At 38.5% G+C, this 25,023-nt stretch carries 20 protein-coding genes, 1 pseudogene and 1 riboswitch; of the genes and pseudogenes, 12 read left to right on the forward strand and 9 right to left on the reverse strand.

Annotation, left to right across the window (positions count from 1 at the left end):
* Window positions 1-42 precede the first annotated feature (42 nt).
* Both ACLHK8_RS06945 and ACLHK8_RS06950 read left to right on the forward strand, forming a co-directional pair.
* A complete protein-coding gene (locus ACLHK8_RS06945; RefSeq protein WP_057773896.1) occupies window positions 43-435 on the forward strand; it encodes an HIT family protein in 393 nt (130 codons plus the stop codon).
* 72 nt (window positions 436-507) lie between these two features.
* Window positions 508-1,044, forward strand: coding sequence for a hypothetical protein (locus tag ACLHK8_RS06950; RefSeq protein ID WP_434520258.1), 537 nt, complete (start codon window positions 508-510; stop codon window positions 1,042-1,044).
* 26 nt (window positions 1,045-1,070) lie between these two features.
* Here ACLHK8_RS06950 and ACLHK8_RS06955 read toward each other — a convergent pair whose 3' ends face one another.
* Complete coding sequence (locus ACLHK8_RS06955) at window positions 1,071-1,526, reverse strand: GNAT family N-acetyltransferase (RefSeq protein ID WP_063698676.1); 456 nt, start codon at window positions 1,524-1,526, stop codon at window positions 1,071-1,073.
* 340 nt (window positions 1,527-1,866) lie between these two features.
* Between ACLHK8_RS06955 and cls the strand changes: the two genes are divergently transcribed.
* Both cls and nhaC read left to right on the forward strand, forming a co-directional pair.
* Window positions 1,867-3,324: a cardiolipin synthase gene (gene cls / locus ACLHK8_RS06960; RefSeq protein WP_434520259.1), complete on the forward strand. Its 1,458-nt coding sequence runs from the start codon at window positions 1,867-1,869 to the stop codon at window positions 3,322-3,324.
* A gap of 433 nt (window positions 3,325-3,757) precedes the next feature.
* The gene (gene nhaC / locus ACLHK8_RS06965) at window positions 3,758-5,185 is read left to right on the forward strand and encodes a Na+/H+ antiporter NhaC (protein WP_434520260.1); all 1,428 of its coding nucleotides are present in this window, start codon (window positions 3,758-3,760) and stop codon (window positions 5,183-5,185) included.
* 36 nt (window positions 5,186-5,221) lie between these two features.
* Here nhaC and ACLHK8_RS06970 read toward each other — a convergent pair whose 3' ends face one another.
* Both ACLHK8_RS06970 and ACLHK8_RS06975 read right to left on the reverse strand, forming a co-directional pair.
* On the reverse strand, window positions 5,222-6,229 hold the full coding sequence (locus ACLHK8_RS06970) for an SGNH/GDSL hydrolase family protein (protein ID WP_057774471.1): 1,008 nt from the start codon (window positions 6,227-6,229) through the stop codon (window positions 5,222-5,224).
* A gap of 24 nt (window positions 6,230-6,253) precedes the next feature.
* Window positions 6,254-6,829 (reverse strand): DNA-3-methyladenine glycosylase I, encoded by a 576-nt coding sequence (locus ACLHK8_RS06975; RefSeq protein WP_063698669.1) that lies wholly within the window; start codon window positions 6,827-6,829, stop codon window positions 6,254-6,256.
* A 414-nt stretch (window positions 6,830-7,243) separates the two neighbouring features.
* On the opposite strand from ACLHK8_RS06975, the gene ACLHK8_RS06980 reads away from it, so the two are divergent.
* From ACLHK8_RS06980 to ACLHK8_RS06995, 4 genes are all read left to right on the forward strand, one after another.
* Window positions 7,244-8,311 carry a methionine ABC transporter ATP-binding protein gene (locus ACLHK8_RS06980; RefSeq protein WP_434520261.1) on the forward strand — a complete coding sequence of 356 codons (1,068 nt, stop codon included), beginning with the start codon at window positions 7,244-7,246 and terminating at the stop codon, window positions 8,309-8,311.
* Window positions 8,311-8,979, forward strand: coding sequence for a methionine ABC transporter permease (locus ACLHK8_RS06985; RefSeq protein ID WP_057774462.1), 669 nt, complete (start codon window positions 8,311-8,313; stop codon window positions 8,977-8,979). Before ACLHK8_RS06980 ends, ACLHK8_RS06985 begins: the two co-directional genes overlap by 1 nt.
* Before the next feature lie 98 nt (window positions 8,980-9,077).
* Window positions 9,078-9,929, forward strand: coding sequence for a MetQ/NlpA family ABC transporter substrate-binding protein (locus tag ACLHK8_RS06990; protein WP_057774459.1), 852 nt, complete (start codon window positions 9,078-9,080; stop codon window positions 9,927-9,929).
* Window positions 9,930-9,984: 55 nt separating this feature from the next.
* Complete coding sequence (locus tag ACLHK8_RS06995; RefSeq protein WP_057774456.1) at window positions 9,985-10,458, forward strand: S-ribosylhomocysteine lyase; 474 nt, start codon at window positions 9,985-9,987, stop codon at window positions 10,456-10,458.
* 77 nt (window positions 10,459-10,535) lie between these two features.
* On the opposite strand, the gene ACLHK8_RS07000 is transcribed toward ACLHK8_RS06995, so the two are convergent.
* The gene (locus ACLHK8_RS07000) at window positions 10,536-11,870 is read right to left on the reverse strand and encodes a nucleobase:cation symporter-2 family protein (RefSeq protein WP_057774453.1); all 1,335 of its coding nucleotides are present in this window, start codon (window positions 11,868-11,870) and stop codon (window positions 10,536-10,538) included.
* Between the two features lie 134 nt (window positions 11,871-12,004).
* Window positions 12,005-12,103: riboswitch (purine riboswitch) on the reverse strand.
* 116 nt (window positions 12,104-12,219) lie between these two features.
* The gene (locus tag ACLHK8_RS07005) at window positions 12,220-13,512 is read right to left on the reverse strand and encodes an aminotransferase class III-fold pyridoxal phosphate-dependent enzyme (RefSeq protein WP_105782232.1); all 1,293 of its coding nucleotides are present in this window, start codon (window positions 13,510-13,512) and stop codon (window positions 12,220-12,222) included.
* Window positions 13,513-13,615: 103 nt separating this feature from the next.
* On the opposite strand from ACLHK8_RS07005, the gene ACLHK8_RS07010 reads away from it, so the two are divergent.
* From ACLHK8_RS07010 to addA, 3 genes are all read left to right on the forward strand, one after another.
* On the forward strand, window positions 13,616-14,188 hold the full coding sequence (locus tag ACLHK8_RS07010) for an NAD(P)H-binding protein (RefSeq protein ID WP_057774450.1): 573 nt from the start codon (window positions 13,616-13,618) through the stop codon (window positions 14,186-14,188).
* 75 nt (window positions 14,189-14,263) lie between these two features.
* Window positions 14,264-17,860: a PD-(D/E)XK nuclease family protein gene (locus ACLHK8_RS07015; RefSeq protein WP_434520262.1), complete on the forward strand. Its 3,597-nt coding sequence runs from the start codon at window positions 14,264-14,266 to the stop codon at window positions 17,858-17,860.
* Window positions 17,847-21,611, forward strand: a complete 3,765-nt coding sequence (gene addA / locus ACLHK8_RS07020; RefSeq protein ID WP_434520263.1) for a helicase-exonuclease AddAB subunit AddA — start codon at window positions 17,847-17,849, stop codon at window positions 21,609-21,611. Before ACLHK8_RS07015 ends, addA begins: the two co-directional genes overlap by 14 nt.
* Here the strand turns inward: addA and ACLHK8_RS07025 are convergent.
* Window positions 21,608-22,137: pseudogene (locus ACLHK8_RS07025) on the reverse strand (GNAT family N-acetyltransferase). The gene addA and the pseudogene ACLHK8_RS07025 overlap by 4 nt on opposite strands.
* A gap of 137 nt (window positions 22,138-22,274) precedes the next feature.
* On the reverse strand, window positions 22,275-22,484 hold the full coding sequence (locus ACLHK8_RS07030; RefSeq protein ID WP_057774438.1) for a CsbD family protein: 210 nt from the start codon (window positions 22,482-22,484) through the stop codon (window positions 22,275-22,277).
* A 184-nt stretch (window positions 22,485-22,668) separates the two neighbouring features.
* On the opposite strand from ACLHK8_RS07030, the gene ACLHK8_RS07035 reads away from it, so the two are divergent.
* A complete protein-coding gene (locus tag ACLHK8_RS07035; RefSeq protein ID WP_063698655.1) occupies window positions 22,669-23,313 on the forward strand; it encodes an NAD(P)H-binding protein in 645 nt (214 codons plus the stop codon).
* 91 nt (window positions 23,314-23,404) lie between these two features.
* On the opposite strand, the gene ACLHK8_RS07040 is transcribed toward ACLHK8_RS07035, so the two are convergent.
* On the reverse strand, window positions 23,405-24,298 hold the full coding sequence (locus ACLHK8_RS07040) for an IS3 family transposase (protein WP_063696711.1): 894 nt from the start codon (window positions 24,296-24,298) through the stop codon (window positions 23,405-23,407).
* The gene (locus tag ACLHK8_RS07045) at window positions 24,295-24,969 is read right to left on the reverse strand and encodes a transposase (protein WP_434520264.1); all 675 of its coding nucleotides are present in this window, start codon (window positions 24,967-24,969) and stop codon (window positions 24,295-24,297) included. Before ACLHK8_RS07045 ends, ACLHK8_RS07040 begins: the two co-directional genes overlap by 4 nt.
* Between the last annotated feature and the right edge of the window lie 54 nt (window positions 24,970-25,023).

Here is a 25,023-nt window from a genome sequence, read left to right on the forward strand (position 1 = left end):
ATGGCGAAACAAGCTATAATGTAAGTGTTAGGGGATGAGACAATGGATTTTGATCCGAACTGTGTATTTTGCCAAAAACAGCCAGTAGATTTTGTTATTGAAAGTAAACTATGTATTGCATTCTGGGATATTCATCCAGTTAGCAAAGGACATCTCCTTATCGTCCCTAAACGGCATGTCGCCCAAATATGGGAGGTTACCGAGGCAGAAAAGCAAGCGTTGGGACAAATGGTCGAAGATGCAAAGAAGCTGTTAGACGCGCAATTTAAGCCTGATGGGTATAACGTCTCAATTAATTCAGGAGCAGCCGCTGGCCAAAGTGTTTTTCATTGCCATATTCATCTAATTCCCCGTTACTGGAATAAAGTGACAAAAAGAGTTGGGGCAATTCCGGGACAATTTCTAGTTCCAAAGGCTCGCCCGGAGTTTAAATAGTTTTGATAGTAAGAAGATGTAAAACAAAGTATAATCATGTTAGATAAAAGAAAAATAAATGGGGTGAGTAAAATGAAACACATGAAGAAGCTATATCTGATTATCGGACTGCCACTGGTATGTTTAAGTTTACTTTTGACGGGCTGTGCAAAGACGGGGACTGACACAGGAAGAACCGTCAAAACGAGTGCGCCTAAAGTGTCTAAAGTAACGACTAGTAAGCAAATTCGTAACAATGGTGGATTATGGTATTTTGCAAAGGATTTGAAGTATAAATCTAATTCGGGAATGGAAGCTTTTACGTTTACAAAGAATGGAAAAGTGACGGCCTATAATGTTAAAAAATATTATGCATCTTATGCCGCAGCTAAAAAAGCAAAGGGCTTGGGTTCATTTGGCAAAGGAACGTACAAATTGACAAAGAACAAACAGAAGCAAACTGTTTTAACTTTGAAAATGAAACTTTCTGGGATCCCAGCGACTTATACATTTAAGCTCAAAAAAGGCCTTGCTAAAAAGTATAAAGGCCTAACGTTCCATGGCTTCAACGCAGCACGCACGGTAGATGGTGATACGGTTAATGGTGTGTTTGTCCAAGCTAAGAAATAAGGAAAAAAGATTATCCTTGCTCTTGTTTAGAGCAATGGGTAATCTTCTTTTTTTGTGTCTTGGAGAGTGTAATAAGCAGGGGATTTCCAGAGCGACTTTCCGATAATTTTGAATCCTTGTGCTTTATAAAAGGCCAACGCGTGGTTGTTTTGCCGAACACAGTTTAAAGTAACTAGAGCGGTGGCCGATTGGCGGATTTTGAAAAGTAACTGGGAACCAATGCCAGAATGTATATATGCAGGATCAATGAATAAAAGGTGGATAAAATTATCTTGTTGGTAAAAACTAAGGAAACCCACAATTTTATTATTTAAAACAGCCTTCAAAATGAGTTCGTTTTTCGAGTCTTGCATGAAGTCAGAAGCCTGGGGATGTTTTACCCAAGGGAAAGCAGCAATTCTGGATCGGAGATAGATTTGGGCTAATTCTGAATTGTCTAATGTGGATGCGCGGGAAACGATTAAGTTAGTGTTTGATTTCATAGTATATTTCCTTTTTGTAGTTGGATTTTTTTGAAAAAACTGCAAATGTAATTTAATTGAAACGGGAAATTCACAGAATATTCACAATTTGTGAATAGTATAAATACATAAATAACTTTTTCATTTACTCCCCCCATAAAGTGAATGGATGGCCATTTAATGGTCATGTTACTTATTAAGCGTTGCGACGGCAGCGCTTTTTTTGTGTCTAGAAATAATTTAAGGAATGCCGGGACTAATTTTGAATTAGTTCGGGCTTTTTTTGTATCCAAGCTTCAACAGTTTTAAATTATTGCTAGGAAGGGTAAAATGAAAACAACTTAACTATCGGGGGATTATCATGAACTGGGTACATATTATTATAGAAATTATTATTGCTATTAACTTAATTGCAGCCGTTATCACTGTTTTTCGTGAAAAAAGAGATATTGCGGCAACATGGGCTTGGTTACTTGTTCTCTTTTTTATTCCCGTTATCGGGTTTATATTCTATTCATTCGTAGGACGTAAATTACCCAAAAATAAGATGTTTCAATTAAAAAAAGAAACCAAGTTGGAACTAGAGCGGGTTCTCGAACGGCAATCAAAAGAGCTGAACAATGACCACACAGAGGCTGATAAAGTGGTTGAGGATGCTAGTGGTATGGCAACCATGTTTATGAATGCTGATTCAGCTTTTTTGAGTCACCGAAATCGTGTGAAGCTAATTACGGATGGGAAAGAATTATTTCATGATATGTTTGTGGATATCGAAAAAGCGAAAAAACATGTTCATGTTGAATTTTACACCTTTTATGCTGATCAAATTGGTCGAGATGTTTTACATTTACTAGAAAAAAAAGCCAAAGAAGGCGTTGAAGTTCGTGTGCTTTGGGATTCATGGGGTTCAATGGGGACTAAAAATAAGTTTTTTAATCATCTTCGTGAATTAGGTGGCTATGCTGCGCCTTTCTTAGGGACCCATTCAGCTGTGACTGATTTTCGCTTGAACTTTCGTGATCATCGAAAAATTGTAGTGATTGATGGTCAGGTAGCTTATACTGGCGGATTTAATATTGGTGACCAATATTTAGGTCGAAGCAAAAAATTTGGATATTGGCGTGATACTCATATGCGGATTGCCGGTTCTGCAGCCTATAGTCTTCAATCTCGTTTCGTACGTGATTGGAATGCGACAGATCGTGAAAATCCAATTAATACGGTGTTTGATCCGGGTTCGGAGTACTTTCCAGTGGCCAAAGTGAATGGTAATACGAGTCTCCAAGTGGTTTCTAGTGGTCCTGATTCCGAGGTTGAGAACATTAAATTAGGTTACTTGAAACTAATCAGTTCTGCAACGCGTTCTATTTGGATTCAGAGTCCTTATTTGATCCCAGATGATAGTGTTTTAGATGCCCTTCATACGGCTGCACTATCAGGAGTTGATGTGAGAATCATGATTCCACACATGCCGGATCACGTTTTCGTCTATCGTGCCACCCAGTATTATGCCCGTCAGTGTGCTAAATGGGGAATTCAAATCTATAACTATGATGCGGGTTTTTTACATGCTAAAACAATGGTGGTAGATGGTAAACTTGGATCAGTAGGTTCAGCAAATATGGATTTCCGAAGCTTTAAGCTTAATTTCGAAGTCAATACTTTTATTTATGATGAAAAAATTGCACAAGAATTAGAAGGGATTTTTAAAGCTGACATCCAAAAATCGACGCTTCAAACCACGGAAATGTACGATAATCAGTCTTGGTGGCTGAGATTTAAACAGGATTTTTCTCGTTTGCTTTCACCAATTCTTTAATTTGTTTTTAATTATTGGTTGACGAACCAATTTTTGCGTGGTAAGATTCATTCAACTTAATATTTAAAGCGAACTTTCATACTAAGTAGCTAGTTATCTGGGTGTCAGAAAGTCGGTGGTTGCTGCGAACCGATCAGGATAATTTAGATGAAATACCATGAAACAGTTTCGATTGAACGGGTAATAACTAGAGCCGTTACCTTCTAGTGAGTGGAGAGAATTCGATTTTGGGATTCTTTCAATTTGGGTGGTACCACGGTTTCTTTATCGTCCCTGTTGTAAAAAATTACAGCAGGGACTTTTTTATTACCCAAATTTTGAAACAGAGGAGAAAAACGTTATGGATAATTGTAAATGTGGAGGCATATCTCGTTATTAGTCTTTATAACTAATTGATTGAACTAGCGAATAAAAACTAAAAACGAGGTGCAATATGGAAAATAAAGTGAGTTTTAAAGAAGCAAGTATTGTGTTGTTAGGAATGTTAATTGTCATGGGATTAGGTGTAATTAGATTTGGTTTATCACCTCAAGTTCCCGTTTTACTGGTGCTCGTCCTTGTGACTTTTTGGGCAAAATTTCGTCACTTTGCCTGGGCAGATGTGGACGGCGGGATCAAAGAAGGTATTCAAACTGGTATTATCCCGATTTTTATTTTCATCTTAGTGGGTGCCTTGATTAGCACGTGGATTGCCGCTGGGATCATTCCTTCGATGATGGTACTAGGATTCCATATGATAAGCGTCAAATGGTTTGTGCCGTCCGTATTTGTGGTATGTGCGTTGGTCGGAACTTCAATTGGGTCTGCATTTACGATTATTTCCACGATTGGGATTGCCTTTTTCGGAATGGGACTTACAATGGGCGTAAATCCAGCATTGGTAGCAGGAGCAATCATTTCTGGGGCCATTTTTGGAGATAAATCTTCACCACTTTCGGATTCAACCAATCTAGCTTCAGCCGTTGTTGGTGTGGATTTGTTTAAACACATTAAAAATTTGATGTGGTCAACGATTCCAGCTTTTCTTGGTTCCCTTATTTTATACGCAATTTTAGGATTTCAAGCTACTACAACTGCCAATTTAGACAAGATCAATCAAACAGTTGCCATTTTAGAAGCACATTTTAGTGTAAATGCTTGGGCAGTTATTCCAATCGCTTTAATGTTCTTTTGCGCATGGCGAAAAGTACCAGCAATTGCAACGTTGTTTATCAACATCGTGGTTTCGGTTTTGATGGTCTTTATTGAACAACCTAAAATGCAGATTAGTAAGATTGCAACAATTATTGAAAGTGGATTTGTGGCAAAAACAGGGAATGCAAGTGTAGACGCTCTCCTTACACGAGGCGGCATTGAAAGTATGATGGGCACAGTTTCCCTAATTATCTTAACTCTGTCGTTAGGTGGCTTATTAATGAAGTTTGGCTTGATTCAAGCAGTTATGGCACCCCTAGCCAAACGCTTAAATTCAGATGGTAAACTTGTTACCGCAACAATCTTTACCGGAATTGGAGTTAACATTTTTATTGGTGAACAGTACTTATCCGTTATTTTACCCGGAAAGGCATTTAAGAAAGCATACCAGGATTCAGGACTTGCCAACGAAGCGTTGAGCCGAGTTCTTGAAGATGGTGGAACAGTGATTAACTACCTTATTCCTTGGGGAGTAGCAGGTGCTTTTGCAGCAAACGCGCTTGGTGTGCCAGTTCTGCATTTCTTGCCATTTGTTTTCTTTAGCCTTTTATCCCCAGTTTTCTCCATCATCAGTGGGTTTACAGGAATTGGGTTAAAGCATCTTAAAAACACTAATGATGTTGAGGAGACGCAATCGCTTCCTGATTCTGAAGGTGGCTTGGACTAAAAAACTGTAACCCCAAAAGAGTTACAGCAAAACGAATTAGCATGTAATTTTAAAGTAGTCGGAACCGTAATGACTCAACAAAGCATTTGTAAGTTGTTTGGCGGCAATGGCTGAACCTTGTAAGTCAGGGTGCGCTTGGTCGGTAAAGGTGAGTGTCCATTGAGCAGTTTCAATTAGGAAGAAAAGTGAAGGATTTTCTTGAGCTAATTCACGTAATTCTTTGGCAAAGGATTGATTGAAGGGAATAAGAACGTTTAAAGTAGCTTCCGGAAACAAATCTTGTAATTCATGAAAAAAATTAAGAAACTGTATTTTCATTAAGCTACTATCAAAACGGCGGTCATTGGTGCCAATATTAATTACCACAACGTCGGGATGATACTGAGGGGCTGGGGTTTCAAAATCAATATATTTTATAAAACGGGGTGCGGCGGGAACACCACCGGTCCCGTATCGTAAAAGACCAGCCGCACTATAGGCAATTCTCAGATCTTGGGCATCAAGGTTGCGCGCAGTTTGGGCAGCATAGTTCTGTTCGGCAGCGTAGCCACTAGAGGGGGTTCGTTTTAAAACCCAACAGCCAGCTGTAATTGAATCACCAATGAAAGCAATGGTTTTTCCAGCTGGTTTTACAGGGATGGCCACACCAGGATTAGGCACGGATAGGTGTGTGATGGCTAGTCCTTGTGACTGTTGCCAAATCTCGTCTGAATCAGAATTACCGGCAAAGACAATCCGAATTAAATGGGGGCCTTTGAGTTTTATATGAAGTTCATCAGGCACTTCATTGACCTTAAAACGTAGTTCAGGATCATCATCAATGAAAATGGCAATTTCTGGTTGGAAACGCGCAGTTGGCGTGGTGCTGAGAAACTTTAGATTTAAGCAATCCGTGTGCTTAGTCATCAATAAAATGGCCGCTCCTAGATTCGTGGTATACATGGTGCGTTGGTTCAGAATTGTATTTTGAATCCAGCGTCCCATGAAATAAGCACCAGAAAAACAACCATTGGCAGTCGTTTCCGTGTACCTTGATTGTTTCATAACAAGTATCCTTTCTCGATTAAATTAACCAGGATTGTCCATGCAACTAATTTCATGATCATTTACGAGTCCAATTGCCTGCATAAATGAATAGGTAATGGTTGGTCCCATAAATTTAAAACCATGTTGTTTCAAATCTTTAGAAATCTTTTCTGAAAGTGGTGTTTTTGCGTGAATTTCTGCAGGAATGCGAATATGGTTATTAACTTGGCGATTATTCACAAATTGCCAAATATACTGATCAAAGCTTCCAAATTCGGCCTGAATTTTTAAGAACGACTGCGCATTTGTCATGGTATCTTGCAGTTTTAAACGATTACGAATAATTGATGCGTCAGTTAAGAGACTCTCGATGTCAGTAGTGGGCATGGCAGCAACTTGCTTAATATCAAAATTATGAAAAGCTTTTTGAAAAGCTGGTCTTTTTTTTAAAACAAGTTCCCAGTCTAACCCAGCTTGAAAAATTTCTAAACTCATCATTTCAAAAATGTATTGGTCATCATGAGATGGACGACACCACTCATTTTTGTGATAAGCTTTGATTTCAGCACCCCCATTTTTAGCCCAGGTGCAGATAAAATCATCTAATGTTTGCTGCATATTTTTAACCTCCGAAAAGTCGTTAGGGTATTTCTACCTGCGATATTTAATTAAATCTATTATATCGCAGTTTCATAGATAACTTGACTTATTAAATTTTGATGATAAAATGAATTCAATTATTAAATAACGATGCAAAGACGAGAAGAGTAAATCCCTAGACTGTTTAGAGAATTCCGTTTGGTGAAAAGGAATCAGTTGTCGGATTGAAGATGAGCTCAGAGCTAATATTTAAGGTGCAAGCTTTAAATACGTGAGGATACGATATAATCCCAGACATATTTTAACGTGTCGATGAGGTGTTGTTCGTGAGAGCAACATAAATATGGGTGGTAACGCGAAGTTTTCGTCCCTAATCTTTAATTTGAAGATTTAGGGCGGAAACTTTTTTTATTCTAAAGAGAAGGTGATTGGATGACTCAAAATATCATTGATTTAAATAATATAACGGTTGATTTTAAAGACGGAGAAAATCAAGTAAAAGCAGTAACCGATGTTGATTTGCAAGTTGAAAAGGGCGACATATATGGAATCGTGGGTTATTCAGGCGCGGGAAAAAGTACCCTTGTTCGCGTGATAAACCTTTTACAGCCGCCAACGTCAGGAAAAGTTAGTGTGAATAATCAAGATTTGCTAGCTTTAAAACCAGAACAGTTGCGACAAGCTCGAACTAAAATTGGGATGATTTTTCAACACTTTAATTTAATGAAGTCTCGGACAATTCTTGGAAATGTTGAGTATCCTTTGCTTAAAACCAAGCTTTCAAAAACTGAACGTCAAAAAAAAGCTACTGAGCTATTGCGACTAGTTGGTTTAGATCAACGTAAAAATGATTATCCCCGTCAATTATCTGGTGGCCAAAAGCAACGGGTTGCGATTGCCCGGGCTCTAGCTAATGATCCCGATATTTTGATTAGCGATGAAGCGACTAGCGCTCTGGACCCCAAAACGACGCTCTCAATTTTGAACTTGTTAAAAAGTTTGAACCAAAAACTGGGGTTGACCATCGTCTTGATTACGCACGAAATGCAAGCTGTTAAGGAAATTTGTAACCATGTGGCAGTCATGCAAAAGGGTCAAATTGTTGAACGTGGCCCGATTGAAGACATTTTCTCAGCTCCCAAAAATCGTTTGACGCAAGAGTTTATAAATGTTGCAACCAACGTAGGCCCGGCTGTTCAAAAGGTGACCGAAAATCCCAAATTTCATCAACTTACGTCGGAACAACAGTTAGTTCAATTGAACTTCATTGGGAAATCTACCGAAGAGCCGATTATCTCAAGTTTAGCCAAACGGTTCAATGTGGATGGAAACATTTTGTTTGCAAACGTTGAGCAGCTGCATAGTGAGACCCTTGGTTTTATGATTTTAGTATTAGCTGGAGATCAGGCGAATATTGGAAATGCGATTAGTTTTTTGAAGGCTAATCAAGTTCGGGTGAAATTATTAAATAACGTAACAGAAAGTGAGGTGACCGGCTAATGGCAAATTTGTTACCGAACGTTATTCATATGCAATCTGAGTTTGCTCAAGCAACCTGGCAGACAATTTACATGACGCTGATTTCGTCTGTTGTGGCAGGAATCTTTGGTTTGGCAACGGGTGTTTTCCTAATTGCTAGTCAGCCAGGTGGGATTTTGGAAGATAGCTTTTTATACGGATTATTAGATAAAGTTGTTAATATTTTAAGATCAATTCCATTTATTATTTTATTAGCCGTCATAGCCCCATTCACAAGGTACTTAGTGGGAACAACGATTGGCACAACAGCCGCGTTAGTCCCGCTAATTATTGGAATTTTTCCGTTTTACGCCCGCCAGATTCAAAATGCTTTGACAGAAATTGATCCAGGGGTTGTTGAAGCGGCAGAAGCCTCGGGATCGAGTCCAAGCGAAATTATTTTTCGCGTATATTTACGTGAAGGACTTCCGGATATTATCCGAGTTTCAGTCGTAACAATTATTAGTTTGATTGGATTAACCACGATGGCTGGAGCGATTGGCTCAGGTGGACTAGGCGATATTGCGATTAGTATCGGCTATGCCCGTTTCGAAAATGACGTTACTATTGTTGCCATGATTATTATTCTGGTGATGGTGTTTATCGTACAGTTTGCGGGTGATTGGTTAGCTAAACATCTGGAGCATTAAGGAGATGAGCTTAATTGAAGTTCAAAAGTAGTGCTGGAGGAAAAATTCGAATGTGTTGGGTTCGTTTTATAAAGTAAACACACGGAGGAGAAAGAGATATGCGAAAAAGTGTTTGGTGGATTTTAGGTGTTATTGTTGTACTAGTGGCGATCGTAGTGGGTGTTCACCAAATTAGTCATTCGGCCAAGGCGACAACAACTACAATTACTGTGGGCTCGATGGGATCGGATTATGATATTTGGAAACATATTGCTAAAAGTAAGGATGCTAAAGAGGCGGGATTGACGATAAAGGTTCAGCAAGTAACTGATGGTGTACAGTTGAATAACGGCACGGCGCAAGGAAACATTGATGTCAATGCGTTTCAATCGTATTCTTACTATGAAGCATATAATAAACAGCATCCAAAACAACAATTACGTGCTTTAGGGACGACGTATTTAGAGCCAATGGGAATTTATTCGAAAAAGTATCACAAAATTTCTGAGATTCCAGACGGTGCCACGATTGCGATCGCGAATAATCCGGCCAACACGGCGAGAGATTTGTTATTATTGCAAACGGCTGGGCTGATCAAACTCAAGGCTAATTTTGGTGCGTTAGGAAATGTGAGTGATATTACAAAAAATCCTCGTCATTTGAAATTTAAAGAAATAGACGACACGACTGGGCCTCGGGTGTTGAAAGATGTAGACGCGGTCTTAATTTCTAATACTGTCGCGTTAGAGGGACATTTGCATGTTTTAAAGGATTCCATTTTTCATGAAGAAATCAATCAAAGCACACGTGCCGATATTAATATTTTAGCAACCACAAAGAAGCATGCATCCAACGCTAAATACAAACAATTGGTAAAGTTATATCACAAAAAAGCAATTCAGCGTTATATTAAAGATAAGTACTATGGAACTAAGATTGAAGTTCAAAAACCAATTTCATACTTGAAATAAGTACTTGTGGATGTAGAATAGACATGAAGCAGAAAAGACAAGGAGAAGATATATAATGGCAAAAGTTGAAAGTTTCACATTGGACCACACAAAGGTAAAAGCTCCATATGTTCGTTTAATCACTGTAGAAAATGGTGCTAAAGGCGACAAAATTTCTAACTATGACTTACGTTTAGTTCAGCCTAATGAAAATGCAATTCCAACTGCAGGATTACATACAATTGAACATTTGTTAGCAGGCTTACTACGTGACCGTTTGGATGGCGTCATCGATTGCTCACCATTTGGTTGTCGGACTGGTTTTCATTTGATCACTTGGGGTGAGCATTCAACTGAAGAAGTTGCCATTGCCTTAAAGGGTGCTTTAGATGACATTGCCAACAAGATTGAGTGGAAAGATGTTCAGGGGACAGATAAGTATAGTTGCGGTAACTACCGTGATCATTCATTGTTCTCAGCTAAAGAGTGGTCAAAAGCTATTCTTGAAAAAGGTATTAGTAAAGATCCATTTGACCGTCAGGTTGTTTAAAATTTAATTTAATTAAATAAGGTGTCCAGCAATCCCTATTGATCAGGATTGTTGGACACCTTTTTGAGTACAGTTTTTTATTTTGCTTTCTGAACTTCAGTTTGCGAATCGCCATGGGTACCGTTGAAACATAAGTTAAGAACCACCGCAACGACACTGGCAACCACAATTCCATTAGTTAACAGCATGCGAGCTGCTGTTGGTAGAAATTGGAAAATTTGAGGATAAACGGTCACACCTAAGCCCATCCCGATCGAAAGTGACGTAATTAAAATATTTTTATCTTTTGAAAAATCAACTTGCTGGAGGATTTTTACACCTTGAGCACCGACAATTCCAAACATAACGATCATTGCCCCACCTAAAACTGGGTCTGGAATGATTGTGGCGATTGCGCCGGCCTTTGGTAAAAGACCAAGGAGAATCAAGAAAAATGCGGAATAATAAATTGGTTTACGAGTTTTAACACCGGATAGTTGTAAAACACCAACGTTTTCAGAGAAGGTTGAATAAGGGAAAGTGTTGAATATACCACCTAAAATAGCTGCAATACCTTCTGCGCGGTATCCACGTTTTAAGTCGTCTGCTTCAAGCTTCTTACCGGTCAAGTCGCTCAATGCGAAGAAAACCCCGGTGGATTCAATCATGGTTGTTAAGGACACCATGATCATCGTAATAATCGCAGAGGCATGGAAGGTGGGAGTTCCGAAATAAAATGGTTGAGGAAGATGAAACCAACTGGCTTGAGACACAGCCGATAAGGAAACCATTCCCAAGGCTCCTGCCAGAAAGGTCCCAGCTAAAATTCCAATAAGAATTGCAATTGAATGCATGAATCCTTTGCCAAAAATGTTGATAACAACAATAATGACGACGGTGGTGAAGCCCACAATTAGGCTTTTAGGATCACCAAAGGATTTGGAAGATATATTTCCACCACCCAAGTTCTGAAAGGCGACAGGGATCAAAGTAAAACCAATAATTGTAATTAGCGATCCGGTTACGACGGGCGGAAAGAGATTCTTGATTTTGGAGAAAAGCCCACTAATTAGGAAAACAAAAATACCAGCACAGATAATAGCCCCATACATAGCACCAATCCCTAAGGCACCACCAATATTTTCAAGTGGCTGTACAGCTTGAACTGCACAGCCTAGGACAACGGGAAGCCCGATCCCGGTTAAGGCAGTTTTCTTTAGTTGCAGCAGTGTCGCGATACCACACATGAAAATATCAATGGAAACTAAATAGGTCATTTGAGCAGCCGTAAAGTGGAGATAACCACCAATTAACAAAGGGACAAGCACATCTCCAGAGTACATAGCTAAGAGATGCTGCAGACCCAGTAAAGCCGCTTTGGGATGCGAGATAGGTTGTGTTGGTAACTTGGAACTTGCTTCAATAGACTTCATAAAATTTTCCCTTTCTAATCACTTAGGGATGCATAATTTATCATGTATGGAAACGTAAAACGGGTCACAACATTCCTGTTGTGGCCCGTATAAGTCAGTCGTCTATTGTTAGAGATAGCCAAAATAAGCATCTATCTAAAACACTATTCGCCCATAGTCCAACATTTGAGGTGTCGGGTAGAAACTTATCAACCATATTATGACATTATACAGGTAAGTGCTATTAAATTCTGTGGAGATAAGTTTAACACACGCAATTTAAGTTCACAACAGCAAAGACGGTTAGACAACTAAAACAATGTCGCTTTCACATTAATTTAAGTTAATTTAATCAACTTGTGAAACTGAATTAAGTTAGCTTCAGTAAGCCTTCGCGAATGATATTGATTCCTTGAGTTAGCTCATCTTTTGTGATAACTAAAGGTGGTTGAAAGCGCAGGATGTGGTCCATTGTGGAAATGATTATCAGACCGTGTTCGAAACAATAATTGCAAAGATCAGTAACTAGTTTTGTCTGTGATTCTTCAAATTCGATTCCGCCATTTAAACCTACCATGCGAACCTGCTTAATCACAGGAAAATCTTTTTGTAAGTTCAAGAATTGTGTTTTAGAAAATTTTCCTAATTCGTCGGATCGTTCAGTTAAATGAAGAGCTTCCAGTTCGTCAATTGTAGCTAAAGCAGCTGCACAACAAATCGGATTTGCAGCGGTGGTAGTGGCATTAGCTGGAGAGGCTAAAGTGTCCATAATAGGCGCTTTGCCGATAATGGCTGAAAGGGGCATTCCTGAAGCTAAAGACTTTCCCACAGCCATTAAATCTGGTTCTAAATTAAAATGATCAATCGACCATAACTTACCGCTTCTTCCAAACCCTTGGTTAATTTCATCTGTGCAAAACAGGATGCCATTTTCATGACAAAGCTGATATAATCCTTGCATGTATGAGTTAGGTGGCATAATGATGCCAGCGTCGCCTTGAATGGGCTCAATCAGGATGGCAGCTACTTGATCTGCTGGAATATCGTGTTCAAACAAATCTGTGAAGTCTTTCAAATATCTAGAGGAGAAATCTGTTATAGATTCACCAGGAAAACGTTTGTTTGGATCTGGAAAAGGCAGATGATGGATATCAGGAATCAAAGGCCCAATATCACGATGCATATTTCCATCGATAGCGGACAAACTCGCAGCTCCCAAAGTTGTTCCATGCCATGAATTTTGAAAAGTTAAAATAACAGACCTTTTGGTATAGCTACGGGCAAATTTTACAACCGCTTCTGCAGCTTCTGAACCAGAAGTACTAAATGAAACTTTTTTGGGTGTTTTACCGGGAGCCAAAAGAGCTAATCGTTTGGCTAGTTTGATGGCAGGTCCGTGATAAAAGTAACCAGAAATATAGTGAATTAATTTATCAGTTTGTTGATGAATGGCGGCCACAACTTTTGCGTTGCCGTGACCAACATTTACTGCTGAAGCACTTGCTAAGAAATCAATATAGGCATTACCGTCGACGTCCCAAATTTTTGCTCCTAGGCCATGGTCTACAACAAGGTCAAATTTTGATACTCGTCCGGCTGGGGCAACATATTGATGATCCATGGCAATTAATCGCTGTCGTTTTGGATTTTTTTGTTGAGTCACGCTAAACACATCCTATGTAAATAAAGTTGCATTGATTATAGCACAGCAATTTCTGTCCGTTCGTTTTATAATGAAAGTATGAATAAAATGTAGGGAGAAAAGTATGAAGAATATTTTAGTGATGGGCACAAATAATCAGGTGGGGCAGGTTTTACTAAAGCAGAGTCAAGATGTTACAAATTCTGAACTTAAATTTACATTCATTGATAATGACAAAGTTGATTTTGAATCAGCAGATCAACTAGCACCAAAACTTCAATCAGCCGATATTTTGGTGATTAACACAGTAGGCTGGGATGCGGATTACATGCTAGATGCGGTTATGGATGCAATTGAGATGCAATCAATAAAATTAGAACGCATAATTTTTCGATCTGTTGCTGGAGTTGATGATGAATATCCGCTGGATAAAATTCAGGTAGTGGCAAAAAATCAGCCTGAATTTATCAAGCAACAACAATATGCTGGAAAGTTAGTGGATGAATCAGAAATTCCCTATACAATTTTACGACCCACCAATATCGAGGAAACAGCTAATCAGCAATATCAATTAATTAAAGAAGGCCAGCCAATGCAGACAGCCAAAAACGTTAGTGCTGTGGCGGTGGCACAAGTGATAATAAAAGCAGTTTTAACGGATGATTTGGTTAATCAATCAATTGGAATTTGTGGCTGAAAAAAGAATAGAAAATCGGTATAATAAAAGTGAGTATCGAACGTATGTGCGTATTTATTAAAAGAGGAGGTTCTCATGACATTAAAATTTATTCTGGGGAAAGCCAGTCGTAATCAACGGAAAACCATGATTGAACAAGTGGATCAAGTTTTAAGCAAGGGTTTACAAACACAAGTTTATTATATTGTTCCTAATCATATTAAATTTCAATCTGAATTAACTGTTTTAAACACTTTGCGAAAACGAAATAGCGAGAATAAAAGTACCTATGCACAAAGTCAACTACAAGTATTTTCGTTTTCACGGTTAGCTTGGTATTTTATGAAAAATGAACCGATTTATCAAGTGCCACGTTTATCCAAAGCAGGCGTGGGGATGCTGATTGATCGCATTATCTTGGAACATCAAGATGAGTTAACTGTATTTAATGGGGAGCAAACGCAGCCGGGATTTATCCAACAGTTAGCTAGCCAATTTGATGAACTTCAGAAGGGGCGAATTTCAGCAGAAGATCTGGCCAAATTAACGGATGAGGTTAATGGGGATGAAAATTCTACTGTTGATTTAACAGCTAAAATGCATGATCTGTCCATTATTTATACGGCGTTTGAAGAAGAAATGCTTGGAAATTATGTGGACAGCAACACACTTATGCAGGCTTTGTGCGAATACTTAGCTACCCAGGATTTAAGCCATATGGTGTTTTTCTTCGAGAGTTTTTCGTCCCTCTCAGCACAAGAAATGAAATTAGTTCAAGTGCTAGTGGAAAAATCACAGGCTGTTGTGGTGGGATTGATTCTGGATCGGCCTTATTATGACCAGCTTCCGGAAACAAATAATTTGTTTTATGAAGCCGGTAAAACGTATTTTCAACTCTATCAATTTGCCCAAAAGAACCATTTCCAAGTACAAACTGACTCATATGCACAAGAAACACGAGTTACACCAGATTTAAATCAATTAGAGACCTTTTGGTTGAAGGCGACTAATTTAGAATCAACCGAAACGACGGTGTTAGCTAATCCAGAGGCGATCCAATTTTTCCGAGCGGATAGTCGGCAAACCGAAATAGAACAAGTGGCTCGAAAAATAAGACAGGCTGTGGCTGCTGATCCGCAAGTTCATTATCATGATTTTTCAATTTTGACGCGTCATTTAGATACATACGCCACAGTGCTAGATCCAATTTTTGATGAATATGAAATTCCTCGTTTTAACGATTTACAGATTTCAATGAAAGATCATCCTTTTGTGTCACTGATTGACGCGTTATTTGCGGTAAAGGACCATTATTATCGCTACCAAGACGTCATGAGATTATTGAAAACGGAGTTATTGATCCCAAAGGTGAATGATCAGCCAATGTCGACAGAAGCATTTAGGCAGGCCAAGGATTTAACCGAGAATCTTGTTTTAAAGAATGGATATGAAGGCGGCCGCTGGTTACAAAAAGAAGATTGGCAATATTTACGTTTTAATTCAAGCGATTTTGGAACGCAGACTGATCATGATCTAGCAATAACGAAACAGGTTAATCTAATTAGAAATTATATTCGTCATGTTCTACCACCATTTTTTAAAGCATTGGATAACGCAAAAACCGGAAAAGAAGGGGTCACGGTTTTATATCAATTCCTAGTCGATCAAGGAGTTGCTGATCAGCTTAAAAATTGGCGGGATGTGGCGGTTGAGCGAGGAGATTTATCTAAGGCTGCTCAACCAGAACAAACTTGGCAGACTTTTTGTGACATGCTGGATGAATACGTGGCGATTCTTGGTGATCGCGAGTTTACGATTGATAATTTTTCTGCATTATTGAAGGCCGGTTTTGAAGGTGCCTCTTATTCACTAATTCCATCTACTTTGGATCAAGTCATGATTTCTGAAACTGGAATGGCGCAAATGAATGATCGTAAATATACCTTCATTATTGGGGCAACTGATGCTGTAATGCCGGAACAATTTAATGATCAAGGAATTTTGACTGATGATGATTGTGACAAATTACAAGATCGTTTAACTGACGACCAGTTTTTTGCCAGCAATAACAATGAACAAGCCCATTTTGAACGTTACTTAAACTATGTGGCTTTCCTTTCAGGATGTGAAAGACTGACACTGTCGTATGCTAGCAAAGATGGGGATGGTGGTGAACAACATGTGTCACCGTACGTAAAAGAAATTCAGAATCATTTTCAGATTAAAGATTCGCAAGTTAAAAAATATTTTGATCGGCCTACAGTTGATGAACCAAAAATTCACAAATTTTTGGGATCGAAACGTAGTACATTAACTCACCTTTTGCAAGTAAGTCGTGATAGTAAAAGTATCCAGAAAATGGTTAAGCCACATTGGCAGTATGTCTATCGGGTTTTAAAGAATGATCAGCAATTGGGCGACCTTACGAGCCGGGTTTTTGAGAGTTTAACTTATAAAAACGAACCAGTAAAATTGTATCCAGAAATTGTGCAGGACCTATATGGGGACACAATTAACACGTCAATCTCAAAATTAGAAGAATTTTATCAAAATGAGTATGCCTACTTTTTGAAATATGGGTTAAAACTGCAAGAACGGGATGTTTTTGAGCTTTCACCCGCCAGTACGGGAGAATACTTCCATATGGCTTTAGATCACTTTGTGAAGTTAATTAGACAGGAAAAATTAGATATTGGTCGCCTGTCTGGTTCTGAACTCGACAATCTTTTAAACGAAGTCGTAAAACAAGTGAAAAAACAACCTCAATTTGAAATTCTGAATAGTTCAAATCGAATGCATTACATTAACGACCAATTAAATGAAACAATTAAACAAATGCTGAAGATCTTTATTCTTCAAAGCGCAGGGTCTAAAATGAGACCCATCCAAACGGAAGTATTGTTTGGACATGTCGGATCAGAAGTGGGGCTGCAATCCCTCGATTTTGACGTATCACCAGCTCATAAAGTACGTGTTCGTGGGAAAATAGACCGGATTGATGAACTTGATTTAACTTCAGAAAGCGGTCGCTCCCAAAAATATTTTGGAATTGTAGACTATAAATCAAGCGAGCATGATTTTAATTTTCGGGATGTTTATTATGGGTTAGCGATGCAGATGCTGACGTATATTGATGCTTTGAAACGAAATATTAACTTGATTGATCAAAATGATGACTCACCGTTGCTTTCGGGGGCATTGTATATGCACCTTCAAAATCCTGCAGTTAATGTCAATAAATTGGCCGACACCGACGAAGAGACTATTCAAAAAGAGCTGTTAAAGCAGACTAAATACAAGGGAATTATATTGAGTGATGAAGATTTGCTAGAAAATTTAGATGTCAATTTAGATTCGGGTAGTTCTTTAATTTATCCTTTCAAGAAAACAAAGGCTGGGAAATATTCTTCTTATGGTAATCACATTGTGACCCAAGAGGAATTGACTAGATTGATTGACCATGCTGAGAAAAAAATTGTAGAAGCTAGCAAAAAGATCTTTGCCGGTGAGTTGAAGTTGAATCCGGCACGATGGCCCGATACGCATACTGCTCTTCAATATTCGCCATATAAGGCGATTATGCAATTTGATGAAATGCTGCCAGAGAACAATTATCATAAGCTTGAAAATTTGAGCGGTAAAGAAGTGTTGGAAAAGCTGAAAGAGGAGCGTGATAACCATGGGAAAAACTAGTTTCACACCAGACCAAGAACGCGCAATTAACCATAGTGGGCATAATGTGCTTGTCTCAGCTTCTGCCGGTTCCGGTAAAACGTCTGTCTTAGTTCAACGGGTTATTAAAAAGATTTTAAACGGGACAGATGTTGATAAACTCCTGGTTGTTACCTTCACAGAGGCTGCCGCAAAAGAAATGCATGATCGCATCCAGAATGCGATTAATGATCAAATTCGGGTTGAAAAAGAAGCCGATCAAAGGCGTCATTTAATTGCGCAGCTTACCAAATTAAATACGGCCAACATCAGTACTATTCATGCATTTTGCTTATCGATTATTAAACGATATTATTACGTCATTGATTTAGATCCAGTTTTTCGGCTGCTAACTGATGATACAGAAGGCGTGCTTTTGCGAGAGGAAGTCTGGAATGATCTGCGTGAGTCACTCTATGAATCTGAAGGAGAGCTTTTTTCTCAACTGACAGCCAACTTTTCAAACGATCGAAGTGATGACGGGTTTACCGACTTAATGTTACGTCTATATGATTTTGCGAATGCCACGCCAGATCCAAATAAGTGGCTGGCGAAATTACCAGAAGTCTATCAAATAAACGGTAAGCTTAACGACACAGAATTTTATCAAAAACAGGTGTTACCAGTTGTAAAATCCGAATTAGAAAATAGCTTAGAAGAGGCACGTTCACTTCAGAACATAATGCAGGATGGAAATGAAGATTTAGGAAAATTCCAACCGGTTATTGATGATGATGTGAATCAAATTCAAGATGTTTTAACTAATGGATTAAGTGATTGGGATACGTTACGTGGCAAACTGAAAAGTCTTGAATTTGGAAAAATTCTGGGCGGAAAACGGACTGACGAAGTTAAGGAGTTCAAAGAACGAGTTAAAGAGATTCGTGGAGATTCTAAAAACAAGAATGGTTACAAAATTCGCCTGCAGGAATTAGTCCAAAAATATTTCAGCTTAAATGAAGTTCAAATGACCGATGTTTTAAAAAAATCAGAGAGCTTAGTGCAGGAACTATGCAAGGTTACACTTGCTTTTAAAGATGCTTACGCAGTTGAGAAACGTAGACGACAAATCTTGGATTTTAGTGATCTGGAACATTTTGCCATGCAAATTTTGAATGGTAGTTCACAAGAGTCAAAAAGTGCGCGTGCTGCATATCAAAGACAATTTAGTGAAGTAATTGTGGATGAGTATCAAGATATTAATCCACTACAAGAAGCTATTTTGACAAGTGTTACTAGCGATGAACCGGGTAATATGTTTATGGTCGGGGATGTCAAACAATCCATTTATGCTTTCCGTTTGGCAGATCCACATTTGTTTATTGGAAAAGACCAAGCATATCAGGACGAAGATGCACCTGGTGAACGAATAATTCTATCTCAAAACTTTCGATCCGTCCAAAATGTAGATGATTTTACAAATCTGATTTTTGAACAACTAATGGATCGGAATTTAGGTGAAATTCCGTATGATGAAGATGCCAAACTTGTTTATGGAGCAAAATATTATCCTGAAACAGCTTCAAAAGACACAGAAGTTCTCGTTTATGATGATGAAAAGACTGAATCAGCGTCTAGGGTACCTGAAACTGATAGTTTTGAAATTGATGATAAATCGCGGGGCCAAGTGGCGGTTGCTGGGCAACGCATCAAACAACTAGTTGAAGAACAAACAATGATCTTTGATAAGGATGAAAAAAAAGAGCGACGGCTAATCTACAGTGATGTTGTGCTATTAACGCCGACCAGAAAAAACAATTTAACGATTGTGGCCTTATTTAAACAAATGGGAATTCCTGTTGTGGTTAACGATGCCCAAAATTATTTTCAGACGACAGAAATTGCAATTATGATGTCACTCTTGAAAATTATCGACAATCCATATCAAGATATTCCGTTGGTTGCTGTTTTACGTTCACCAATTGTTCATTTGAATGAAAATGAATTGGCCTTTCTTCGGATTAATAATAAAACGGGTGATTATTTTCAAGCAGTAATGGATTTTTATAACCACTTTGATTCGCAGTCTAGTCAGCCTTTTCAAGCGGAAGTTTATCAAAAGGTTGGTCACTTTTTAGAACAACTAACCCACTTTCAAGACATCGCAAATCAAAATCAATTAGCTACTTTAATTTGGACAATTTACAATGAGACTGGTTTTCTTGATTATGTAGGAGGAATGCCGGCCGGACAACAACGACAAGCAAACTTGCATGCTTTATATGATCGTGCGAAAAGTTACGAACAGACTAGTTTTAAAGGTTTGTTTCAGTTTGTTCGGTTTATTGAGCGGATGCAAAAGCGAAGCAAGGATTTGGCAGAAGTGCCAATTAATAGTGACGAAGCAGCGGTTCAAGTCATGACCATCCATGGAAGCAAGGGGCTCGAATTTCCAGTTGTATTTTTGATGGACGCCTCACATAAATTCAATACGGATTCCATGAAAGGAAAATACATTTTAGACTCCAAAGAAGGAATTGGAATTACTTACTTAGATCCAAAAACACGCCTACAAGTTGATACACCGCAGAAGCTGACGATTATTGACCATGTTAAACGAAATGGCTTGGCCGAGGAAATGCGGCAACTCTACGTGGCGTTAACCCGAGCACAACAAAAATTGATCATTGTTGGCGCATGTGATTCGCAAGAAAAGTTACTTAAGAAATGGCAATCCGCTTGGCGAAGTGATCAGCTCTTATTGACGGAGTCCACACGATTAGGGACGAACAACTTTTTGGATTGGATTGGGGAAGCCCTAATTCGCCATCCACAATTTAATATAGAATCTGAAGGGGAAAGTCCTTTGGCGGCGTTGAGTGGTGACCAATCTAAGTTTGAAGTTCAATTTAAAACAAAAGTAGACCTCCAAAAAATTGTAGGCATTCAAACCGACCAAGAGCAAAAAGATTGGTGGGAAGAGTTTGAAAAGTCGACAAATGATTTGGATGTCACGAGTTTAAGCACCCATCAAATTGATCAAGTATTGAACTTCAAATACCCTCACGAAGTTGCTACGCAGACTACGGCGTATCAGTCTGTATCTGAGGTGAAACGGCTATTTGATGATCCAGATAGTCTTGAAATGGGACTTTCAACCGTTGAAGAAGACCACAAACTAAAAACACAAAATCGTTACGTTTCTAGTAATTTAGCCACACCGAAATTTTTGCAAACCACAGTAAAACCAAAACCAACAGAAATTGGGACGGCAACTCATTTAATTTTACAAGAAATTCCGCTAACTGAAATGCCCACCGAAAAAAGTGTAGAAGACCTTATCGGCCAGCTGGTTATGAATAAAGTTTTAATGCCTGAGGTTGCAAACCTAGTTGATATAGATAATATTTTGAGATTTTTTAATTCTAGTTTAGGCCAAGTATTATTAGACACGCCAGATAAGGTGCACCGTGAAGTACCATTTTCCTTGCTAATGCCTGCTAAACAGCTATTCAACGGATTTAAGGATTTTTCAAATGACGAAGAAACCCAAATTCTGATTCACGGAATTATTGATGGTTATGTTGAATTAGACGACCGGGCTATTTTATTCGACTACAAGACTGATTACGTGAAACCGGGAAGTACAAAAAACGGGGTTCAAAATATCATTAGCCGCTATGCTGGTCAAGTGAATTTATACGCGGCAGCACTTGCTGATATTTTAAAGCACCCAGTTGAGGAACGTTATTTGTATTTACTTTCAATTGGTGAATTGGTTGAAGTTCATTAATTTAAGATTAATTGATAGGCGCGTCTTATTTCAGTTGGATCTTCATCCATTAAGACGTTTCCACGATAGATAAAGCCACTTTTAATAATTAGATGTTGCATCAATTTGTTATCAGGATGGGTATCAATTCGGACTTGTTGATAACCTAACTGGCTTGATAAGGTCAGCATACCAGAGATCATTTTTTCCGAAAGGTGTTGTCCCCGGAAATTGGGGGACATAGCAATCCGATGAATGGCAGTGTATTTTGCGTCTTCAGGTCCCAGCCATGAACCGTCATTAATGACGGTTCATAATTTTTATCATGATCATGCAACAAGGCGGCGGTGCCTGCAATTTGACCGTCAATAATCAAAACATAACCAATTTGGTTGGTTACATCAGATTGAAGATCTGGTAATGCAGGATAACCATCTTGCCATTGATCGATGCCTTGTGATTTAAGAAATGCTTTAGCAGAATCAATAATCTTTGAAACTGTTGGTAGATCTTGAAGAGTTGTTTTCCGTAAATATGTACTTGCCAATGGAGCCACTTCCTTAGTAATTTTTAAGCCCTAATTTTACCGCAAATTACTGAGAATGTCATCTGAATGGTGCCTTTAAGCCAAAATAATAGGAGCTGTTTTAACTACAATTGCAGTTAAAACAGCTCCTAATTTGTTTATCGTTTGTCTCTATCAGTTGCTTCGTTAACTTTTTTGGCTGCCTTGTCCTTCAAATCAGCCTTTTTGTCTTTGAGCTTTCCAGCTTCCTTTTGGGTTTTACCTTCCAACTCTTTGGAATCGTCACCAGTGACTTTTCCAGCCATTTCTTTGGCTTTACCAATGGTTTTATCTTTCAATGCGTCGAACTTGTCGTTAGTCTTTGACATAATAGACACCTCCTTATGGTTTATATAAATATTATCTTAGATATTAGAGATAACGTCAAAGGAATTGCTTATTAATATAGTGTAATTATTTTTTAACGGTGAAATTCTATCAAAGTGTAAATAGTTGAAACTTAAACCGTAAGGATTATAATTACAATTGAAATCAAGAAAAGGGGTTTTATAAATGAGTAAAGTTATTATCTTGGGGGCTGCCGGTCACATTGCTCGGCTCGCAGCAAAACAATTAATTAAAGAAACAGATGCACAATTGACATTATTTGTGCGTCATCCAAACAAGTTAACGGATGTGGATAAAAAGCGTGAAACGGTTGTGGTTGGCGATGTGAATAACGAAACTGATTTGACAGCTGCTTTGAAAGGCCAAGATCTTGTCTATGCAAACTTGGGTCCGGACGATACAGATAAGATGATTCCACATATTGTGAACGCAATGCATGCCGCTAGTTTGAAACGGTTGATTTGGATTTCCACATTGGGTGTATTCGATGAAGTTCCTGGTAAATTTGGCGATTGGAATAAACAAATGCTTAATCCAAGTGGTTATTTACCAACGCAATCGAAGGCTGCTAGCGAGATCGAAGCATCGGATTTAGATTACACTATCATTCGTCCCAACTGGTTAACAAATAACGATGAAGTTACTTATGAAACAACTGGACGACATGATGAAATGAAGGGGACCGAAGTTTCTCGTAAGTCTGTGGCAGATTACGTGGTTAAGCTAATTCAAGATCCGACAAAAGATGTTCGCACATCAATAGGTTTGAATAAACCAAATACTGATGGTGATAAGCCAAGTTTCTATTAAATTTAAACAGACAAAAAAGATTATTTAAAACTCGGATTGCACTAGGCCCTGTCAAGTTGACAGATGAAATAATATAAATTTAAGTTTGTTTCTAAATGGCTTCATTCCAGTATTCATCTGGAGTGAGGCCATTTCTTATTGCTGAACGGTTATGGTGGTTAAAATAATATATTCCATCTTCTACAAGTTTTACTAGTTCTTCATAAGTTTTTGCCAACGGATGGCGAGCCATCCAACGAAGTTTAAATTCATTCCACCAACGTTCCATCGGAGCGTTGTCGTATGGAGTGCCTGGTCTTGACATGCTACGTGTCACGTTATAACGAGCCAAATAATTATTGAAAGCTCCAGAAGTATAAGCAGATCCTCGATCTGTGTGAATTAATGGATGAGCATTACTAAATTGATTGAAAGCTCGCTGAAATACTTGAATTTCGGCTGCACTAGTCTCCGTCAGGCTTAGATTGTAGGCTAACAGTTTTCGCCCGTATAAATCTAAGACACCACTTAAACGTACCTTGTGCTCACCATTTACACCGTAGGTTAATTCAGTTGAGTCTGATAACCAAACTTGATTAGGTGCCGTAACTTTGAAGCTTTGATTTAAAGTGTTATCCAGGATATATTGATCAGACTGTTTAACCCGATTATGTTTCTTAACCTTGATTTCACAGCGTAATCCGAGTTCACGCATAATTCGTTTCACTTGTTTAAGTGTCACAGCAAAAGTGACTTGGTTATCTTTTTCTAGGTTAGTAAGAAGATTCCCAGCTCCTATTCCTTGAAAATGAAAATCAAACCAGTATTGGACACGCTCCTTAAGTACTTTATCTTGTCTTTCCCAAGATGTTATTTGGCGATTAATTCCTTTGTAATAAGCTTGACGGCTTACGCCGACAACTTTAAGTAGTTTGGTGACCGCTCCTTGTTTCCCCTGACTGACTTCACTTATGGCCTGATATGCCAGTCGATGCTGTTTATTCACTCCCTGCGCTGAATTTCTTGAAATTTTTTTATGAAGGCTTCCATAAGTTCTTTATCTTTCAACTCTGATTCTAGTTGTCGGATTCGCAAATTAGCTTTTTCTAAATCAGTTAGTTCACTTAGTTGTTTATGATGTCCACGATTATCAATCAGAGCTTCATAGCCAGCTTGTTTTGTTTTAAGTACCCATGAGCGTGCTTGCTGATAAGAAACAGCGAAATGTTCGGCTGCTTCAGCATAACTATGTTTGTGTCTTGTCACATATTCGACAACCTCAATACGTTCCTTAAAGTTGGTTTTACGACTCATAATAGGGACCTGCTTTCTAAACGGCGAGGCCGTTATTTGTTTATCCCTATTATACCTGGAAACCCAATTGAGTATCTGAGTCGTTGATCGTAATCCATACTTTATAGCTATTTCACGATACGTGCCTTCACCATTCAAAAAATCACTAATGGCTTCCCGTTTTAACTCCTTAGAGTAATGCTTGTTATGATGGGCTTCGGAAAGCTCTTCGGTCCCGCCACTTTGATACTTTACTTGCCAATCTTTCACAGTTTGGGTTGTAACCTTATTGTGTTTGGCAAAGTTACCTAAAGATAAGTTTGACTGTTTAAATTCCGTCAATATCGCTAATTTTTCAGCCGCTGTATATTTAGATCTAGGCATAGAAAAATCCCTCCATGATAATCAGATGAATTATATTATTTCATCTGACAACCA

The sequence above is a fragment of the Pediococcus sp. M21F004 genome (genome assembly GCF_051122535.1).
Lineage (GTDB): Bacteria > Bacillota > Bacilli > Lactobacillales > Lactobacillaceae > Pediococcus > Pediococcus inopinatus.

What these genes read in the sequence shown, in the direction of transcription:
- ACLHK8_RS06945 (WP_057773896.1), top strand. Translation starts at nt 43, where the DNA reads ATGGATTTTGATCCGAACTGTGTATTTTGCCAAAAACAGCCAGTAGAT.
- ACLHK8_RS06950 (WP_434520258.1), top strand. Translation starts at nt 508, where the DNA reads ATGAAACACATGAAGAAGCTATATCTGATTATCGGACTGCCACTGGTA.
- ACLHK8_RS06955 (WP_063698676.1), bottom strand. Translation starts at nt 1,526, where the DNA reads ATGAAATCAAACACTAACTTAATCGTTTCCCGCGCATCCACATTAGAC.
- cls (WP_434520259.1), top strand. Translation starts at nt 1,867, where the DNA reads ATGAACTGGGTACATATTATTATAGAAATTATTATTGCTATTAACTTA.
- nhaC (WP_434520260.1), top strand. Translation starts at nt 3,758, where the DNA reads ATGGAAAATAAAGTGAGTTTTAAAGAAGCAAGTATTGTGTTGTTAGGA.
- ACLHK8_RS06970 (WP_057774471.1), bottom strand. Translation starts at nt 6,229, where the DNA reads ATGAAACAATCAAGGTACACGGAAACGACTGCCAATGGTTGTTTTTCT.
- ACLHK8_RS06975 (WP_063698669.1), bottom strand. Translation starts at nt 6,829, where the DNA reads ATGCAGCAAACATTAGATGATTTTATCTGCACCTGGGCTAAAAATGGG.
- ACLHK8_RS06980 (WP_434520261.1), top strand. Translation starts at nt 7,244, where the DNA reads ATGACTCAAAATATCATTGATTTAAATAATATAACGGTTGATTTTAAA.
- ACLHK8_RS06985 (WP_057774462.1), top strand. Translation starts at nt 8,311, where the DNA reads ATGGCAAATTTGTTACCGAACGTTATTCATATGCAATCTGAGTTTGCT.
- ACLHK8_RS06990 (WP_057774459.1), top strand. Translation starts at nt 9,078, where the DNA reads ATGCGAAAAAGTGTTTGGTGGATTTTAGGTGTTATTGTTGTACTAGTG.
- ACLHK8_RS06995 (WP_057774456.1), top strand. Translation starts at nt 9,985, where the DNA reads ATGGCAAAAGTTGAAAGTTTCACATTGGACCACACAAAGGTAAAAGCT.
- ACLHK8_RS07000 (WP_057774453.1), bottom strand. Translation starts at nt 11,870, where the DNA reads ATGAAGTCTATTGAAGCAAGTTCCAAGTTACCAACACAACCTATCTCG.
- ACLHK8_RS07010 (WP_057774450.1), top strand. Translation starts at nt 13,616, where the DNA reads ATGAAGAATATTTTAGTGATGGGCACAAATAATCAGGTGGGGCAGGTT.
- ACLHK8_RS07015 (WP_434520262.1), top strand. Translation starts at nt 14,264, where the DNA reads ATGACATTAAAATTTATTCTGGGGAAAGCCAGTCGTAATCAACGGAAA.
- addA (WP_434520263.1), top strand. Translation starts at nt 17,847, where the DNA reads ATGGGAAAAACTAGTTTCACACCAGACCAAGAACGCGCAATTAACCAT.
- ACLHK8_RS07030 (WP_057774438.1), bottom strand. Translation starts at nt 22,484, where the DNA reads ATGTCAAAGACTAACGACAAGTTCGACGCATTGAAAGATAAAACCATT.
- ACLHK8_RS07035 (WP_063698655.1), top strand. Translation starts at nt 22,669, where the DNA reads ATGAGTAAAGTTATTATCTTGGGGGCTGCCGGTCACATTGCTCGGCTC.
- ACLHK8_RS07045 (WP_434520264.1), bottom strand. Translation starts at nt 24,969, where the DNA reads ATGCCTAGATCTAAATATACAGCGGCTGAAAAATTAGCGATATTGACG.